Consider the following 16,776-nt stretch of genomic DNA (forward strand, 5'->3'; position numbering starts at 1 on the left):
GCACCCTAGGGGACGATGGCCCGATGGATTACGTCGTTGCGGTCGATGTAGGCGGTACCACCTTCAAAGGCGGATTTGTCGCCCGTGACGGGACAATTCTTCATTTCGAGCAGCGTGTGACGCCTCGTGGCGCCGATCAGGTGATCGCGGCCGTCTCCGGCTTCGTCGCCGACCTGGCGCGGCCGCGCGCCGGGCGCCGCCCGCTCGCCGTGGGGCTTGCGGTGCCGGGGCTGGTCACGCCCACCCACGCCGTCTACTCCGCGGCCTTCGGGTGGCGGGACGTGCCCGTCTCGTCGTTCGCGGACGTGGACCTGCCGGTGGCGCTCGGTCACGACGTCCGCTCGGCCGGGGAGGCCGAGCTGGCCTACGGGGCAGGCGGGGAGGACGTCCTGTTCCTCCCCATCGGTACGGGTATCGCAGGCGCGGTCGTCCTGTCGGGCTCGCTGTACGGGGGAGCCGGGGGATTCTCCGGGCAGATCGGTCACATCCCGGTCCGGCCCGACGGGCTGCCGTGCGGGTGCGGGCAGCGGGGCTGCCTGGCCGCGTACGCGTCGGGCGGGGCCATCGCGGCACGGTACGGCTCCGGCACCGCCGCGGACGTGGTGCGCCTGGCCGCCGAGGGGGACGCGCGGGCGGCGGAGGTGTGGTCGTCGGCCGTGGACGCGCTCGCCCTGGCGCTGGCCACGTACACCCTGCTGCTCGACCCGGCCCGCATCGTCATCGGGGGCGGGGTCTCTCAGGCGGGGGACGCGCTGCTGGGGCCGCTGCGGGAACGGCTGGCGGGGCGGCCGGCGTTCCGGCGGGCGCCGGAGGTGGTGGCGTCGACCCTCGGCGTCCGGGCCGGGCTCCTCGGGGCGGGGCTGCTGGGCTGGCGGTCAGTCACGTAGGTGCGGGGGTATGTCCACCTCCTTCGCCCGCAGTTCCTCGCCCAACGCCTTCGCCTGCGGGTCCATCCTCGGGCTCGCCGCCACCCCCCTGCCGAGGAGGCCGTGGATGACGAAGTTGAGCGCCTTGATGTTGGGGAGTTCGTAGCGGTCGACGCGGTGCGGGGCCAGGACCGGGAGGAGGCGTTTGAGGGTGTCGGGGGTGAGGTGGGCGGCCAGCCAGTCGTACCGCTCCCGGGTGTCGGTCCAGACGCCCAGGTTCGCGTTCCCGCCCTTGTCCCCGGACCGCGCCCCGGCAATCCACCCCAACGGCACCCGCACCCCCGCCCGAGGCCCGACCACGGAGGGCTGCCCTGCGCCTGGAGGTCGGAGTTCCTCACCGCCGCGCTCGGCCCCTTGCCCGTCGTTTCCGGTTGGAAGTTCGGCCACTTGATCGCCGTTCGCGGGCGCCGAGCCGCTCCGTGCCGCCTCCCGCCGACCCGGCGCTGGGAGGAGGGCCGGTGCGGGGTGCGGCGTGGCGGCTTCGGCTACGTCGCCTGCCGCCTTCACCGCCTGCGCCGCGCCGATCGCTTGCGCTACGTCCGCCGTCTCCGCCGCGCGCGTCGCGCGGGTCGTTTCCGCTGGGCCGGGCGTCTCCGTCGGGCGGGCCGTTTCCACTGGGCCGGTCGCCTCTGTCGGGCGGGCCGTCTCCGCTGCGCTGGTCACCTTCGTCGCGGGAGGCGCTTCCGTCGCGCGAGGCGCCTCCGGTGCTGGGACGGAGTACGGGGTGATGGCATTGGCGGCCTGCTGCGGGTCTGGCGCGTCGGGTGCGGCGGGAGGAAGTGGGTTGCCGTTGAGGAAGATCTGGGGGTGGACCTCCGAGGCGGGGACGAGGACGGGCCAGTAGACCCCGTACGGCGTGGCATTGCCCGGCGGGGTGAGGGCGTAGAAGCCCGGGTAGCTGGCGAGCCCCGTCTCCACGACGGCGGAGGAGAACGCCCGCCCCGCCCGGCGTTCGTCGGCGTCCATGACGGTGATCCGCAGCAGGCCCGAGTCCGTCAGCTCCACGTCCACCCGGTCGAACGAGTCCCGGGGGACGCGGGCCCAGAGGGCGTCCTCGGCGGCCCGGGCCTTGGCAGGCACGTCCAGGCCCGTCAGCACCAGGGTCATCGTGTTGCGGTAGCCCGCCAGGTAGTTGACGGCCACCTTGAGGGTGTCGGGTGGCGGCTCTCCCCGGACGCCCGAGATCAGGACGCGGTCGGGGCCGTCGTCCGTGAGGGTGATCGTGTCGAAGCGGGCCACCGCGTCAGGTCCCAGGTAGCGCGGGCCTCCGAGCTCGTACACGAGCTGCGCCGTGACCGTGCCGACCGAGACCAGCCCGCCGGTGCCGGGATGCTTGGTGATCACGGCGGAGCCGTCCGCGTTCAGCTCGGCGATGGGGAAGCCGCAGTGCGCCAGGTCCGGTACGTCCTGGAAGAACGCGTAGTTCCCGCCGGTCGCCTGGCAGCCGCACTCGATGACGTGCCCCGCCACCACCGAGCCCGCGAGCTGGTCCAGGTCCTCGGGCCCCCACCCGTGGCGCCAGATGCCGGGGCCGGTCACCAGGGCGGCGTCCGTGACGCGGCCGGTCACCACCACGTCCGCGCCCGCCGCGAGGGCGGTGGCGATCGGGCGGCCGCCGAGATAGGCGTTCGCGGTCAGGGGGGTCGCCGTGAGGGGTTCGCCGGTGTCGGCGTTGGTCAGGTCCAGGGGGCGGCCGGTGAGGTCGTCGCCGGTTATGTGGGCGATCGTGGGGGACAGGCCGAGGCGGGTGGCCAGGTCGTGGACCGCCTCCGCGCAGCCGGCCGGATCCAGGCCGCCGGCGTTGGTCACGATTTTGATGGACTTATCGAGACAAGGGCCCAGGACGTCCTCCAACTGCCGGAGGAACGTCGGCGCGTACCCGGGGCGGCCCTTGAGGCGGTTGCCGGCGAGGATGAGCATGGTCAGCTCGGCCAGCCAGTCGCCGGTGAGCACGTCGATCGGCCCGCCCTCGACCATCTCCCTGGCGGCCGAGAGGCGGTCGCCGTAGAAGCCGCTGCAGTTCGCGATCCGCAGCGTCATCGGGAGGTCCACTTGGGCGGCCGCTTCTCCCTGAACGCCGCGATGCCCTCCTGCCCCTCCTCCGAGGTGAAGCGCTCGGCGGACAACTCGGTCATCCGCCGCAGCCCCTCCTCGAACGACAGCGCGGGCACCTCCCGCACCATCCGCTTCGTGATGGCCAGCGCCTCGGGGCCGCCCTTGATCAGCAGTTCGGCGTAGTGCGCGACCGTCGCGTCCAGCTCGTCCTCGGGCACCGCCCGCGTGAGCAGCCCGATCTCCGCAGCCCTGGCCGCGTCGAACACCTCGCCGGTCAGGAAGTACTCGGCCGCCGCCCGGGGCTCGACCCGGCGCAGCACGGGCACCGAGATCATGGCGGGCACGACGCCGAGCCGTACCTCGGAGAAGGCGAAGGACGCCGTCAGCGGCGCGATGGCGAAGTCGCATGCCGCCACCAGGCCGAGCCCGCCCGCCCGCGCCGTGCCGTTCAGGCGGCAGACGACCGGCTTCGGGCTCTCCCAGATCAGCGTGAGGACGTCGGGGAACGACGCCGTCACCGCCGCGCCCGAGGCCTTCTGCTCCTTGAGGTCGGCGCCCGAGCAGAACACGTTGCCGGTGCCGGTGAGCACGATCACCCTGGCCTCCGGCTCGGCCAGCGCCCAGTGGAGCCGGTCGGACAGGTCGGCGAGGAGCCGTGCGGACAGGGCATTGCGGTTGGGCGGCGAGTCCAGCGTGACGGTGGCGACGCCCCCCGCCAGGTCCTTGTGCACCAGGCTCGTCATGAAGTCCCCTCCTGGATGATCGCCAGCACCGCGCCCGCTTCGACCTGCCGGCCCTTTTCGACGTGTACGTCCGACACCACGCCGTCGGACGGCGCCACGATCCGATGCTCCATCTTCATCGCCTCCAGCACCAGCACCGGCTGCCCCTTCGCCACCCGGTCGCCGGGCTCCACCTCGACCCGGAGCACGCTGCCCGGCATGGGGGCCAGCAGGGAGCCGGGGGCGACGTGCTCGACCGGCTCGGGGAGGTGGGGGAGCGGGGTCAGCTCGGCGCACCCGCCGACGTGGTCGACGTAGACCTTGCCGTCCTCGTCGTAGCGGGCCACCTGGAAGGTGTGCCGGACGCCGTCGCGTTCCAGGATCACCTCGTACGGCTCCGCGCTGATCACGGTCACACTTTGGGGGAGCGGGTCGTAGACGACCTCGGCCTCCTCGAAGCGCGCCCGGCGCGGCTGGGAGCGCACGTTGCGCCAGCCGCTCGGGAGGTCCCCCAGCACCTTCGCCCGGCGGCGGTTGGCGGCGGCCATGGCGAGGGCGGCGGCCAGCACCGGGAGCTCGCCAGGCCCGTCCGGGGAGCTGCCGTCAAGAGGGCCGTCGGGCGCGAGGAAGCCGGTGTGGGTGTCGCCCGCCCCAAAAGCCGGATTCGTCAGGATTTTTACCAGTAAATCGCGATTTGTCGCGAGTCCGTGGAGCTTCGCCCTCCGCAGTGCCGTGACCAGCTTCCGCACCGCCTCCGCCCGTACCCGCCCGTGCCCGATCACCTTCGCCAGCATCGGGTCGTAGTACGGCGAGATCACCGACCCGGACTCCACCCCCGAATCCACCCGCACGTCCCCGAAGACCTCGAACCGCCGCAACACCCCGCTCTGCGGCAGATAATCCCCGTCCTCCGCATAAAGCCGCACCTCCACGGCATGCCCGGCAGGTTCGGGCGGCGTGGCGGGCAGGGCGGCCCCCTCGGCCACCTCCAGCTGCAGCCGCACGAGGTCGACCCCGTAGACCAGCTCGGTGACCGGATGCTCGACCTGGAGCCGGGTGTTCATCTCCAGGAACGCCACCCGTTCCCCCTTGACCAGGAACTCCACGGTCCCGGCCCCGACATAGCCGATCTTCCGCGCGGCCCTGACCGCAGCCGCGCACAGCCGCTCCCGCAGCTCGGCCGAGATCCCCGGCGACGGGCACTCCTCGACGACCTTCTGGTGCCGCCGCTGCACGCTGCACTCGCGCTCGCCCAGCGTCCACACCGTGCCGTGCCGGTCGGCCAGCACCTGCACCTCGACGTGCCGGGCGTGCTCCAGCAGCGGCTCCACGAACACGGTCCCGTCGCCGAACGCCGCCGCCGACTCGCGCCGCGCCGACTCGACCTCCCGCGCCAGCTCCCCGGCCTCGCGGACGATCCGCATGCCGCGCCCGCCGCCACCGGCGGACGCCTTGACCAGCACCGGGAACTCCCCGGGCGCCTCCGGGTCGAGCGAGGGAAGCACGGGCACCCCCGCCTCCGCCATCAGCCGCTTCGCCTCGACCTTGGACCCCATGGCCGCGACGGCCTCGGGCGGCGGCCCCACCCACACCAGCCCGGCGTCCAGCACGGCCCGCGCGAACTCCGCGTTCTCGGACAGGAAGCCGTATCCGGGATGCACGGCGTCCGCACCGGAGGCGCGGCAGGCGTCCAGGATGCGGCCGATGTCCAGGTACGTGTCGGACGGGCGGGCGCCCGGCAGCCGTACGGCCAGGTCGGCCTCGGCCACGTGCGGCGCGTCCGCGTCGGGGTCGGAGAAGACGGCGACCGTCGAGATGCCGAGCGGCCCGCAGGTGCGGAAGACGCGGCGGGCGATCTCGCCCCGGTTCGCGACGAGCAGACGGGTGATCATGGCCGGAACACCCCGAATCCCGCCGGTTCGGGCACCGGCGCGCTGTTGACGGCGGACAGGCACAGGCCCAGGACGGTGCGGGTGTCGCGCGGGTCGATGACCCCGTCGTCGTACAGGCGCCCCGACAGGAAGAACGGCAGCGACTCCGCCTCGATCTGGGCCTCCACCATCGCGCGCATCGCCGCGTCGGCCTCCTCGTCGTACACCTGCCCCTTGGCCTGCGCGGACGCGCGGCCCACGATGGACAGCACCCCGGCGAGCTGCGCCGGACCCATCACCGCCGACTTGGCGCTCGGCCAGCTGAACAGGAAGCGAGGCTCGTACGCGCGCCCGCACATGCCGTAGTTGCCCGCCCCGTACGAGGCGCCCATGACGACGGTGAGGTGGGGGACGGTCGAGTTGGACACCGCGTTGATCATCATGGCGCCGTGCTTGATGATGCCGCCCTGCTCGTAGTCCTTGCCGACCATGTAACCGGTCGTGTTCTGGAGGAACAGGAGCGGAGTGCGCGACTGGTTCGCGAGCTGGATGAACTGGGTGGCCTTCTGCGACTCCTCGCTGAACAGCACGCCCCGCGCGTTCGCCAGCACCCCCACCGGGTAGCCGTGGATGCGCGCCCAGCCGGTCACGAGGGAGGCGCCGTACAGCGGCTTGAACTCCTCGAACTCGCTCCCGTCCACCACCCGCGCGATCACCTCGCGGGGGTCGAACGGCACCTTCAGGTCCTCGGGGACGATCCCCAGCAGCTCCTCGGCCGGATAGCGGGGTTCCCGCGCCGCCTGCGGGCTCATGCCCTGCTTGCGCCAGCCGAGGGAGCGGACGATCCGCCGGCCGATCCGCAGCGCATCGTGCTCGTCCTGGGCCAGGTAGTCGGCGAGGCCGCTGGTCCTGGCGTGCATCTCGGCCCCGCCCAGGGACTCGTCGTCGGATTCCTCCCCGGTGGCCATCTTCACGAGGGGCGGGCCGCCCAGGAACACTTTCGCTCGTTCCCGCACCATCACCACGTAGTCGCTCATGCCGGGCACGTACGCGCCGCCTGCCGTGGAGTTACCGAACACCAACGCGATGGTCGGAACGCCCGCCGCCGACAACCGGGTCAGGTCACGAAATATCTGGCCACCCGGGATGAAGATCTCCTTCTGCGTCGGCAGGTCCGCGCCGCCGCTCTCGACCAGGTTCACGTACGGGAGCCTGTTGCGCAGCGCGATGTCGGCCGCCCGGAGGGACTTCTTCAGCGTCCAGGGGTTCGACGCGCCGCCGCGGACGGTGGGGTCGTTGGCCGTGATCACGCACTCGACGCCCTCGATCACCCCGATCCCCGACACCATGGCGGCCCCGACCGGGAACTCGCTGCCCCAGGCGGCCAGCGGCGACAACTCCAGGAAGGGGGAGTCGGGGTCGACCAGCAGCTCGATCCGCTCCCTGGCCAGGAGCTTGCCGCGCCCGCGGTGCCGTTCGACGTACTTCTCCCCGCCCCCGGCCACCGCCTTGGCGTGCTCGGCGTCGAGCTCGCGCAGCTTGGCGAGCATGGCCTCGCGGCGCCCGCGGTAGTCGTCGCCCCCGGTGTCGAGCCTGCTCCTGATCACGCGCCCTCCTCCGGCGAACCTGACGCCCTCGTCAACCCGATGGCCCTGGCCCACAGCCGCGTCAGGTGATCGACCGCCACCTGCTCGCCGGCCCGCTCCCCGAGATCCAGCCACACGTGGGCGAAGTGCTCCACCATCCCGCCCAGCATGACGGCGGTCAGCCGCGGATCCAGCTCCGGATCGGCCAGCCCCTGCTCCTGCAGCCGCTTCAGCCCCTCCGCGCCCCGCCGCACGAACACCTCCCGCAGCTCGAGCAGCAACCGCCCGAACCTCTCCTCGGACGTGGCCGCCTGCTCCACCATCCGCACCAGCCGCGAGTTGGCCGCCCAGGCCCGCAGGTAGAGCCGGTTGGCCGCCTCGATCCGGGCGTACGGATCGTCCGGGGCCGCCGCCGCGCCGACCACGCTGGCCGCGAACATCTCCCCGACCACGGCCGCCGCGACCTCGCCGAACAGCGCTTCCTTGGAGTCGAAGTAGGTGTAGAACGTGCCATGGGACACCCGGGCCCGGCCGCACACGTCGTCGATCCGCACGGCGTCGTACCCGTGCTCCTCGAACGCCTCCCGCCCAGCCTGCAGGAGCGCGGCCCGCGTCCGCCTGCCCCTGGACGTCGGCACCGAAGACCTGACGATCACGTCAACTACGCTAACGCAAAAAGGGCCCCGTACAAGGGGCCCTTTTCATCGGATGTCGCCGTCAGGTCAGGTGCAGTGGCTCCAGCCGGACTTCCAGCTCTGCCTGCCCCACGTGCCACCCCAGATCACGCACTTCTGCTTTCCGGGCAGGCGGACCGGGCCCGCGTACGCGGTGAAGCTGCCCGGGTTGCCGGCGCTGGAGCCGCCCTTCACCTGGAGGATGGCGTTCATCTGCACCTTCTCCGGGTACAGCATCGCCGACATCGTGACCACGCAGTTCTTGCCCGCACCGGAGTTGTACAGGAGGTAGACCTTGGCGTTGCCGCCGGCGAAGGAGCGCGAGTCGATGACCTTGTAGCCGGCACCGCACACGGACGCCGGGTTGAACGTGTTCGGCTTGCGCGGGCCGTAGGTCTTGGTCGGCTTGCTGCTGGGACGCGTCGGGACCGTCGCGCCGGTGCTCGGCTGGCCCGGCAAGTCGTTGACCGACGGCTCCACCGCGGGGTCGACCATGTCGGACGACTTCTTCTTCGTCTTGGTCTCGGACGGCTTGGGCGTGGGCTGCGGCCGCTTGGTGGTGGTCTGGGGCTGGGGTACCTGGGTGACCGGGTTCGGGACCTGGGAGATGGGTTCCGGCTGCTTGGTGTGCTTGGCCTTCTTGCTCTCCGTCGGCTCGATGCTCAGCGTCGGCACCGAGACCGAGGTGTCCGTGGGCAGCGGCAGCGGGGTCTGGTCGCCGGGCGGTGGGTCGACGGGCTGGCCTCCGCCCGAGCCTTCGCCGTTGGTCTTGTTGGAGGAGTTGCCGACGGCCACCACCGGGACCTCTTTGGAGTTCGCCTGCACCACCACGGCGCCGACGACCACGAGGAGTGCGGCGGCCGCGGCTCCGGACAGGGCGAGCGTCAGCGTGCGGCGCTGCTTCGCGGGCGCGGCGTCATCGGGGCGGGACGGTCCGCCGGGACGGGCGGGGCCGCCCTGCGTGCCGGGCCTGCCCGGTCCGCCCGGAGTACCCGCCTGGAAGGGTGGCCGGCCCTGAGGCGTGCCGGGGCCGTGCGGCGGCATTCCGGACGCGGCGGCGCCCTGGAGGCCGCCCTGAGGCGCGTGAGGGCCTCCCTGGGGCACTCCCGCCTGCGGCCCGCCGCCGGGCATCCCCGGCTGGGGGCCGGCGGGCATCCCGGGCTGGGAGCCGGCAGGTCCGGCGGGCATTCCCGGCATACCAGGCGTCCCTGCCTGCGGGCCGCTGCCAGGCGTCCCCGCCTGCGCGCCGCCGCCGGGCATTCCCGGCTGCGGGCCGCCCTGGGGCTGGGTGCCCGGCATGGGCGATGCGGCCTGGGGGCCGGCCGCCGCGGGACGGCCGTACGGGCCCGTCTGCGGAGGCGCCGCGGGGCCGGTGGGCTGGGTCCAGGGGCCCGGGTAGATGTCCTGGCCCTTCGGCGCGGAGGCGCCGGCCTCGACGCCCGCATTGGCCGCGGCGGCGGCGCCGCCGATCAGTTGCTGGCCCGTCACCGGCTCGATGGCGGACTTCGGGGCCGGCTGGCCGGTGAGGCGGACGATGAGCTCGTCCGCGCTGGGCCGCTGCGTGGGGTCCTTGGAGAGGCAGAGGCCGACCAGCTCCCCGAGCTCGCCCTCCATCCGCCCGAGCTCCGGCTCCTCGTTGAGGATCCGGTTCATCACCACGGGGATGGAGTCGGCGCCGAAGGCGGGCTTGCCCGTCGCCGCGAACACCATCGTGACGCCCCACGCGAACACGTCGGCCGCCTCCGACACCGCCGCCCCGCTGAGCTGCTCGGGTGCCAGGTACGAGGGCGTGCCCATGGCCATCCCCGTGGCCGTCGCGCCGGGCGAGTCCAGGGCGCGGGCGATGCCGAAGTCGATCACGACGGGACCCTCGGGCCCCATCAGCACGTTGGCGGGCTTGAAGTCGCGGTGCAGGATGCCGGCGCGGTGGATGGCCGCCAGCGCCGTGGCCGTGCTGATCGCGAGCCGTTCGAGTGCCGCACCCCGCCGCGGCCCCTCGTTGATGACCATCTCACGCAGCGACGGCCCCGGGACGTACTCGCTCACGATGTACGGCCGGCTCCCGTCCAGGTCGGCGTGCAGCACCGGGGCGGTGCAGAACCTGGCCACCCGCTGCGCCACCGCCACCTCGCGCAGGAACCTGGTCCTGGCGTCGGCGTCGGCCACCAGGGCGTGGTGCAGCAGCTTGACCGCTACCTGTTCCCCGGAGTCGCTCTTGCCCAGATAGACAACACCCTGGCCGCCCTCGCCGAGCCGGGCGACGATTTCATACGCCCCCAGCCGCCGCGGATCGTCCGCCGCCAGCGGCTGGAACTGATTCACGTCGGACCCCCATTACAAGCCATTAGATGGGGCAAAACGCTACCAGCGTGATGGTTGGGACGTCTGCCGGACCTGTCAGAAGTTTCATGTTCTGACGAGGAAAGTCAGGCCGCTGTCAGCCCTTCTTCGCAGGTCGGACGGGCATCCGGCCCCAATGTCACGGCTTGGTCAAGGTGCCCACGGTGCGAGATCCGCCAGGCCAGAGCTAGATCGCCTTGCCCGGGTTGAGGATGCCCAGGGGGTCGAAGACCGCCTTGATGCCCTGCTGGACCTCGGTGACCACCGGCCCCGACTCCAGGTCGAGCCAGCGCCGCTTCAGCAGGCCCACCCCGTGCTCCCCGGTCAGGGTGCCCCCGAGCTCCAGCGCGCGCGTGAACACCTCGTCCGCCGCCGCCCACACCTCCGCCGGCGGCTCGGCCATGCCCCGGTCGAAGATGAAGACCGGGTGCAGGTTCCCGTCCCCCGCGTGCGCCACCGTGAGGATCTTCACCCCGTGCCGCGCGGACGTCTCCTCGATGGCGGTGATCATGTCGGGCAGCAGGGACCGGGGCACGCACACGTCCTCCACCAGGCACGCCCCGAGCCGCTCCTTGGCCTGGTAGTCCAGCCGGCGCAGCCTGATCAGCTCCTCGGCCTCCTGCGGGCTCGAGGACACGGCCACGAACGAGGCGCCGTTCTCCAGGCACAGCCGCTCCATGCGCTCGACCATGGCCTGGCTGTCGGTGGCGTCGGACTGGCCGATCAGCGTGGCCTGCGTTCCGGGTTCGAGCCCGATGTTGAGCCAGTCGTCCAGGGCCTCCAGGGAGGCGCGGTCGATCAGCTCCATGAGGGACGGCTGGCAGCCCGCCGCCATGATCGCCGAGACCGCCGCGCCCGCGTCCCGGAGCGAGCCGAACTCCGCCGCGAACGTGGCCGGCGGCGCCGCGGGCGCCCGCCTGAGCCGGACCGTGGCCGCGGTGATGACGCCGAGCGTGCCCTCGGAGCCGACGAACAGGCCGGTCAGGTCGTAGCCCGTGACGCCCTTCATCGTGCGCCGGCCGGTGCCGATCACGCGGCCGTCGGCCAGCACCACCTCGAGCCCGAGCGCCGAGTCCCTGGTCACGCCGTACTTCACGCACCGCAGCCCGCCCGCGTTCGTGGCCAGGTTGCCGCCGATCGTGGAGATCTCGTACGACGAGGGATCCGGCGCGTACATGAGCCCGTGCTCCCTGGCGGCCCTGTCGAGGTCGGCGGTGATGACGCCCGGCTCGACGACGGCGATCTCGTCGGCTGGGGAGAGCTCCCTGATCGCGTTCATCCTGGCCAGCGACAGCACGATCGAGCTGTCGCCGGCGACGGCGGCCCCCGCCAGGCCCGAGCCGCCGCCCCGCGGCACCACGGGCACCCGGTGCTCGGTGGCCCACCTCATCGTGGTGACCACGTCGTCGCGCGAGGCGGCCAGCACCACGCCGAGCGGCTTGCCCGGCGCCACGAACGTCCGGTCGCGGGCGTAGGAGTCGATCACGTCCGGGTCGGTCAGGACGCGGCCTTCGGGCAGGGAGCTCACCAAAGCATCAATCGGCTTCACACCATGCACTTTAGGTGCAGATCCCTCGGCCGAGCCGGCCGGGCGGACACGCTCCGCCTCCCGGTTTGCGCAGGTCGTTACTTAAGGCCAAACTGCCCAGGTGGAAGTCAGGTGCCCGGTGTGTTCGGAGACCGACCAGGTCGTCGCGGTCCCCGGAGCGGTGGCCGCCGGGACCACGTACAAGATCGGCAGAGTGCGGCTGCCCGGCGTGCGCGAGGTCGCCGACCTGCCCACGGCGGCTGCGCTGGGCGCGTCGAAGCACGTCATGAGCCGTACGCAGCTCGCGGTCTGGCTGTCGTTCCCCAGCCGCCACTACACCCCGTGGGCCAGGAACCAGGGCTATCTCCTGCTCCTGCTGGCGGCCCTGGTGCACCTGGTCGTGTCGCTGGTCATCGCCATGGGCCAGGACCCCAAGTGGGGCGAGGTGCTGCTCGCCCCGTTCTGCCTGACCGGCCTGTTCTGGGGGCTCGGGCTGCTGAACGTGCTCGGCTCGTACGGCGCCAGGAAGCGCGACACCATCGAGGCCCCGGCCAGGGAGAAAGCCCTGGCCGTGTGGGAGGGCCTCTATTACTGCGCGCGCGACAACGTCGTGTTCGAGCCGGGGGTCGGCGTCTCGTTCCATCCGAGCGAGACGCGCGAGTACATCTTCGGCTTCAGGAACGGCCGCTAGTTCAGCCCAGCTCCTCCGCCACCGCGCGGGCGCAGACGGCCAGGCCCTCGATGGCCTGCTCCAGCTCCTCCAGCTCGGGGAAGGTGGGGGCGATCCGGATGGTGCGGTCGGCGGCGTCCTTGCCGTACGGGTGCGTCGCGCCCGCGGGCGTCAGCGCGATGCCCGCGGCCTTGGCCCTGGCCACCACCTCGGCGGCGTGCGGCACCTCCAGGCTGATGAAGTAGCCGCCCGCGGGGCTCGTCCACGTGCCGAGGTCGCCGAGCCGCTCGGTCAGCACCTTGTCGACCAGCTCGAACTTCGGCCCGATCAGCTCCGCGTGCCGCCGCATGTGCGCGGCCACGCCCGCCGGGTCGCCCAGGAACTCGACGTGGCGGAGCTGGTTGAGCTTGTCGGGGCCGATGGACTGCTTGCCCGTGTTGTGCAGGAACCACTCGACGTTCGCGGGCGAGGAGCCGAAGAACGACACGCCGGAGCCCGCCAGCGTCACCTTGGAGGTGGAGGCGTAGACGAACACCCGGTCGGCGTTGCCGTGCCCGGCGGCGAGCGCCAGCAGGTCGGCCAGCTCGTCGGGGGTGTCGGTGAGGTGGTGGACCGCGTACGCGTTGTCCCAGAAGATGCGGAAGTCGGGCGCGGCGGCCGGCATGGCGGCCAGCCGGCGGACCGTCTCGTCGCTGTAGGTGACGCCGGACGGGTTGCTGTACTTCGGCACGCACCAGATGCCCTTGACGCTCGCGTCGGCGGCCACCAGGCGCTCGACCACGTCCATGTCGGGGCCCTCGGCGTTCATCGGGACGGGCACCATCTTGATCCCGAACCGCTCGGTGATCGTGAAGTGCCGGTCGTATCCGGGGACCGGGCACAGGAACGTGACCTCCGGCTCCTCCACCCACCGCCGCGCGGCGCCCGGCACCTTGGTCAGCAGCGCGTGCACGATCGTGTCGTGCATCAGGGCCAGGCTGGAGTTGCCGCCCACGACGAGCTGGCCGGCGGGCACCTGGACCAGCGGCGCGAACAGCTCGCGCAGCTCGGTCAGGCCCTGCAGGCCGCCGTAGTTGCGGCCGTCGGTGCCGTCGGCGGCCCGGTAGGACGTCGGCAGCCTGAGCAGGTCGTTGGAGAGATCGAGCTGGCGCGGCGACGGCTTGCCCCTGGTGAGGTCGAGCGAGAGCCCTCGCTGGACGAGGGCGGCGTAGTCAGCCTGAGCAGTCACGGGATCTTCTCCTCCGTAATCGGGTCCGGCTACGAAGGATAGAAGACCTCACCTCATGAGCCTGCGGATATCCGCAATGTGGGACATGTGGCGAGTCAGGCGAGCAGGCGGCCGGGGGCGTTGCGGCGCAGGAAGTCCTCCACCTCCGCCAGGGACAGTCCGGGGCGCTGGGCCAGGATGAGACGGTCCACTCCCGCGTCCGCGTAGGAGCGCACGGTCCCGGGGTCGAGGGGGCGGGCCGGGGTGACCGAGACGTGCAGGGTCGTGCCCGCCGCCGCGGCCTCGGCGCGTACGGACTCCACCTGGGCCGCCGCCGCCCGCAGGCCCAGCATCCAGCCGTACCAGCCGTCGGCCAGCTCGGCGGCCCGCCGGTGCGCGGCGCGCGTGTGTCCGCCCAGGACGACCGGCACGCGTCCGAGCGGGCGCGGGTGGGCGTCGACGCCCTCGAACGACACGTACCGGCCGTGGAAGGCGGGCTCGTCCTGCTCCCACAGCGCGCGCATCGCCCGCAGGTACTCGGCCGTGCGCTCCCCGCGGCCCTCCAGGGGCACGCCGAGCGCGCGCAGCTCCGGCTCCAGGTAACCGGCCACGGCCCCGAACACCAGCCGTCCGCCGCTGAGCACGTCCACGCTCGCCAGCTGCTTGGCCAGCACCAGCGGGTCGCGCTGGGGCAGCACCACGCAGCCGGTGGCCAGCAGGATCCGCTCGGTGTGCGCGGCCAGGAACGCCAGCGAGACCACGGCGTCCAGCAGCGGCGCGCCCGGTTCGAGCGGCGAGGGCTCGACCTGCGGGCTGGGCAGGACGACGTGGTCGGCCGTCCACAGCGAGTCGTAGCCCAGCTCCTCCGCCAGCGCGGCGATCCTGACGGCACCGCGGCGGCCGGCGCCGGCGTAGCCGTTGGGCATGTGAAAACCGAGCGTCATGGGCACGCCTGGAAACGCTAGGCCGGATTCATGCGATCCACCAGCGACGATCACGCATGGGTCGCATGCCTCGCCCGCATGTCAAACCTTCCGTGCCGAATGTTAAAGAAGACCTTCCCGAGCGGCGCTGGTTGGCGTGGAATGGGTAGATCGGGGCTGGCCATGGTGGGCCGTATCCGGCGGTCCGCCGCAGGTAGCCGAATCGCGCCTGAGGCGGGCGGCGTCCAGCGGTCCGTCGCAGGTAGCACTCCGCACTGGAGGGAGCAGCCGTGACGACTGTTCGCGAGACCTCGATCGAGCAGGTCAGGCGCCGCCGTACCGGGACCGTCATCGCCTCCTGGATGTCGACGACCGACCACAAGGTCATCGGGTATCTCTACCTGATCACCTCGTTCGGGTTCTTCCTCGTGGCCGGCATCATGGCCATGGTCATCAGGGCCGAGCTCGCCGCCCCCGGCATGCAGCTGGTCACCCAGCAGCAGTACAACCAGCTCTTCACCATCCACGGCACGGTGATGCTGCTGCTGTTCGCCACCCCGCTGTTCGCCGGGTTCGCGAACGTGGTCATGCCGCTGCAGATCGGCGCGCCCGACGTGGCCTTCCCCCGGCTGAACGCGGTGGCGTACTGGCTGTTCCTGTTCGGCGGGCTGATGGTGGTGGCCGGGTTCTTCACCCCGGGCGGGGCGGCCGACTTCGGCTGGTTCGCCTACACGCCGCTGTCGACGGCGATGTACTCGCCGCAGATCGGCGGCGATCTGTGGATCATGGGCCTGGCGCTGTCCGGGCTCGGTACGATCCTCGGCTCGGTCAACTTCATCACCACGATCATCGGCATGCGGGCGCCCGGCATGACGATGTTCAGGATGCCGCTGTTCACCTGGAACGTGCTGCTGACCAGCATGCTCGTGCTGATGGCTTTCCCCGTGCTGGCCGCGGCGCTGCTCGTGCTGGAGTCGGACCGCAAGCTGGGCACGCAGGTCTTCCACAGCGAGAACGGCGGTCCGCTGCTGTGGCAGCACCTGTTCTGGTTCTTCGGCCACCCCGAGGTCTACATCATCGCGCTGCCGTTCTTCGGGATCATCTCCGAGGTGATCCCGGTCTTCAGCCGCAAGCCGCTGTTCGGCTACCTGGGGCTCGTCGGCGCGACCATCACCATCGCCGGGCTGTCGATGACCGTGTGGGCCCACCACATGTTCGCGACCGGCCAGGTGCTGCTGCCGTTCTTCTCGTTCATGACCTTCCTCATCGCGGTGCCGACCGGGGTGAAGTTCTTCAACTGGATCGGCACCATGTGGCGGGGCCATCTGAGCTTCGAGACGCCGATGCTGTTCGCCGTCGGGTTCCTGGTGACGTTCCTGCTCGGCGGGCTCACCGGGGTCATCCTGGCCTCGCCGCCGCTCGACTTCCACATCAGCGACACGTACTTCGTGGTCGCGCACTTCCATTACGTCGTCTTCGGCACGGTCGTGTTCGCCATGTTCTCCGGCTTCTACTTCTGGTGGCCGAAGATGACCGGCCGGATGCTCGACGACCGCCTCGGCAAGGTGCACTTCTGGACGCTGTTCCTCGGCTTCCACACCACGTTCCTGGTGCAGCACTGGCTCGGCCAGCTCGGCATGCCCCGCCGCTACGCCGACTACAGCCCGGGTGACGGCTTCACCGCGCTCAACGAGATCTCCTCCGTCGGGGCGTTCCTGCTCGGGGCCTCGACGCTGCCGTTCCTCTACAACGTCTGGAAGACGGCCAGGCACGCGCCCAAGGTCACGCTCGACGACCCGTGGGGCTACTGCGGCTCCCTCGAATGGGCCACCAGCTGCCCGCCGCCGCGTCACAACTTCGTCAGCATGCCCCCGATCCGCTCCGAACGGCCCGCCTTCGACCTGCACTACCCCCGCGAGCAGGCGGAGATCCCCTCAGCGGTCGAGCACGAGGCCGATCGCGACGAACCCTCCGGGACCGAACCTCGCCCGGAAAATCCCGACTGATCATGAAATTTCGCCTATCTAGGGAGATCGGCGATGTCAGGCACGCGAATCCCCTTCACCCCCGAGACGGCCCCCTGCGGGAAGCGGTCCGGCGGTGAGCGCCTCGTCGACGACGACGGCTACGGCCTGGTGATCCGTGACCAGTTCTTCGACTGCGGCTGCCGCCGGATCCGGCACGAGTACCACGACGGCAGCATCCACCTGTCCGCCATCCGGCACGACGGCAAACGGGTGAAGGACCCGATACAACCCGACCACGGGAAGTGAC

The 16,776-nt window shown here is 71.7% G+C and carries 13 protein-coding genes; 4 read left to right on the plus strand and 9 right to left on the minus strand.

Annotated features, from left to right (window positions below; translation table 11 throughout):
- Window positions 1-23: 23 nt before the first annotated feature.
- Window positions 24-887, plus strand: coding sequence for an ROK family protein (locus ACFKCF_RS04340; protein ID WP_394490834.1), 864 nt, complete (start codon window positions 24-26; stop codon window positions 885-887).
- Here ACFKCF_RS04340 and ACFKCF_RS04345 read toward each other — a convergent pair.
- From ACFKCF_RS04345 to ACFKCF_RS04375, 7 genes are all read right to left on the minus strand, one after another.
- Window positions 876-2,966: an acyclic terpene utilization AtuA family protein gene (locus tag ACFKCF_RS04345; protein ID WP_394490836.1), complete on the minus strand. Its 2,091-nt coding sequence runs from the start codon at window positions 2,964-2,966 to the stop codon at window positions 876-878. The two genes, ACFKCF_RS04340 and ACFKCF_RS04345, sit on opposite strands and share 12 nt — an antisense overlap.
- Window positions 2,963-3,724: an enoyl-CoA hydratase-related protein gene (locus ACFKCF_RS04350; protein ID WP_394490838.1), complete on the minus strand. Its 762-nt coding sequence runs from the start codon at window positions 3,722-3,724 to the stop codon at window positions 2,963-2,965. Before ACFKCF_RS04350 ends, ACFKCF_RS04345 begins: the two co-directional genes overlap by 4 nt.
- Window positions 3,721-5,595, minus strand: a complete 1,875-nt coding sequence (locus tag ACFKCF_RS04355; protein WP_394490840.1) for a biotin carboxylase N-terminal domain-containing protein — start codon at window positions 5,593-5,595, stop codon at window positions 3,721-3,723. The genes ACFKCF_RS04350 and ACFKCF_RS04355 overlap by 4 nt, the downstream gene beginning before the upstream one ends.
- Window positions 5,592-7,124, minus strand: coding sequence for an acyl-CoA carboxylase subunit beta (locus ACFKCF_RS04360; RefSeq protein ID WP_394491462.1), 1,533 nt, complete (start codon window positions 7,122-7,124; stop codon window positions 5,592-5,594). Before ACFKCF_RS04360 ends, ACFKCF_RS04355 begins: the two co-directional genes overlap by 4 nt.
- A gap of 53 nt (window positions 7,125-7,177) precedes the next feature.
- Window positions 7,178-7,816: a TetR/AcrR family transcriptional regulator gene (locus ACFKCF_RS04365; protein ID WP_394490842.1), complete on the minus strand. Its 639-nt coding sequence runs from the start codon at window positions 7,814-7,816 to the stop codon at window positions 7,178-7,180.
- 66 nt (window positions 7,817-7,882) lie between these two features.
- Window positions 7,883-10,156 (minus strand): protein kinase, encoded by a 2,274-nt coding sequence (locus tag ACFKCF_RS04370; RefSeq protein WP_394490844.1) that lies wholly within the window; start codon window positions 10,154-10,156, stop codon window positions 7,883-7,885.
- Window positions 10,157-10,361: 205 nt separating this feature from the next.
- On the minus strand, window positions 10,362-11,723 hold the full coding sequence (locus ACFKCF_RS04375; protein ID WP_394490846.1) for an FAD-binding oxidoreductase: 1,362 nt from the start codon (window positions 11,721-11,723) through the stop codon (window positions 10,362-10,364).
- Between the two features lie 100 nt (window positions 11,724-11,823).
- Between ACFKCF_RS04375 and ACFKCF_RS04380 the strand changes: the two genes are divergently transcribed.
- Window positions 11,824-12,393: a hypothetical protein gene (locus ACFKCF_RS04380; RefSeq protein ID WP_394490848.1), complete on the plus strand. Its 570-nt coding sequence runs from the start codon at window positions 11,824-11,826 to the stop codon at window positions 12,391-12,393.
- A gap of 1 nt (window position 12,394) precedes the next feature.
- Here the strand turns inward: ACFKCF_RS04380 and ACFKCF_RS04385 are convergent, their stop codons facing one another.
- Window positions 12,395-13,600 (minus strand): aminotransferase class I/II-fold pyridoxal phosphate-dependent enzyme, encoded by a 1,206-nt coding sequence (locus ACFKCF_RS04385; RefSeq protein ID WP_394490850.1) that lies wholly within the window; start codon window positions 13,598-13,600, stop codon window positions 12,395-12,397.
- Between the two features lie 95 nt (window positions 13,601-13,695).
- On the minus strand, window positions 13,696-14,523 hold the full coding sequence (locus ACFKCF_RS04390; protein WP_394491464.1) for a TIGR03619 family F420-dependent LLM class oxidoreductase: 828 nt from the start codon (window positions 14,521-14,523) through the stop codon (window positions 13,696-13,698).
- A gap of 341 nt (window positions 14,524-14,864) precedes the next feature.
- Here ACFKCF_RS04390 and ctaD point away from each other — a divergent pair, with 341 nt between their 5' ends.
- Both ctaD and ACFKCF_RS04400 read left to right on the plus strand, forming a co-directional pair.
- Window positions 14,865-16,508: a cytochrome c oxidase subunit I gene (ctaD, locus tag ACFKCF_RS04395; protein WP_394491466.1), complete on the plus strand. Its 1,644-nt coding sequence runs from the start codon at window positions 14,865-14,867 to the stop codon at window positions 16,506-16,508.
- A 33-nt stretch (window positions 16,509-16,541) separates the two neighbouring features.
- Complete coding sequence (locus tag ACFKCF_RS04400) at window positions 16,542-16,775, plus strand: hypothetical protein (protein ID WP_394490852.1); 234 nt, start codon at window positions 16,542-16,544, stop codon at window positions 16,773-16,775.
- Window position 16,776 lies beyond the last annotated feature (1 nt).

Origin of the sequence: Nonomuraea sp. JJY05, from assembly GCF_043496855.1 — a bacterium.
In the GTDB taxonomy this organism is placed as follows: Bacteria; Actinomycetota; Actinomycetes; order Streptosporangiales; family Streptosporangiaceae; genus Nonomuraea.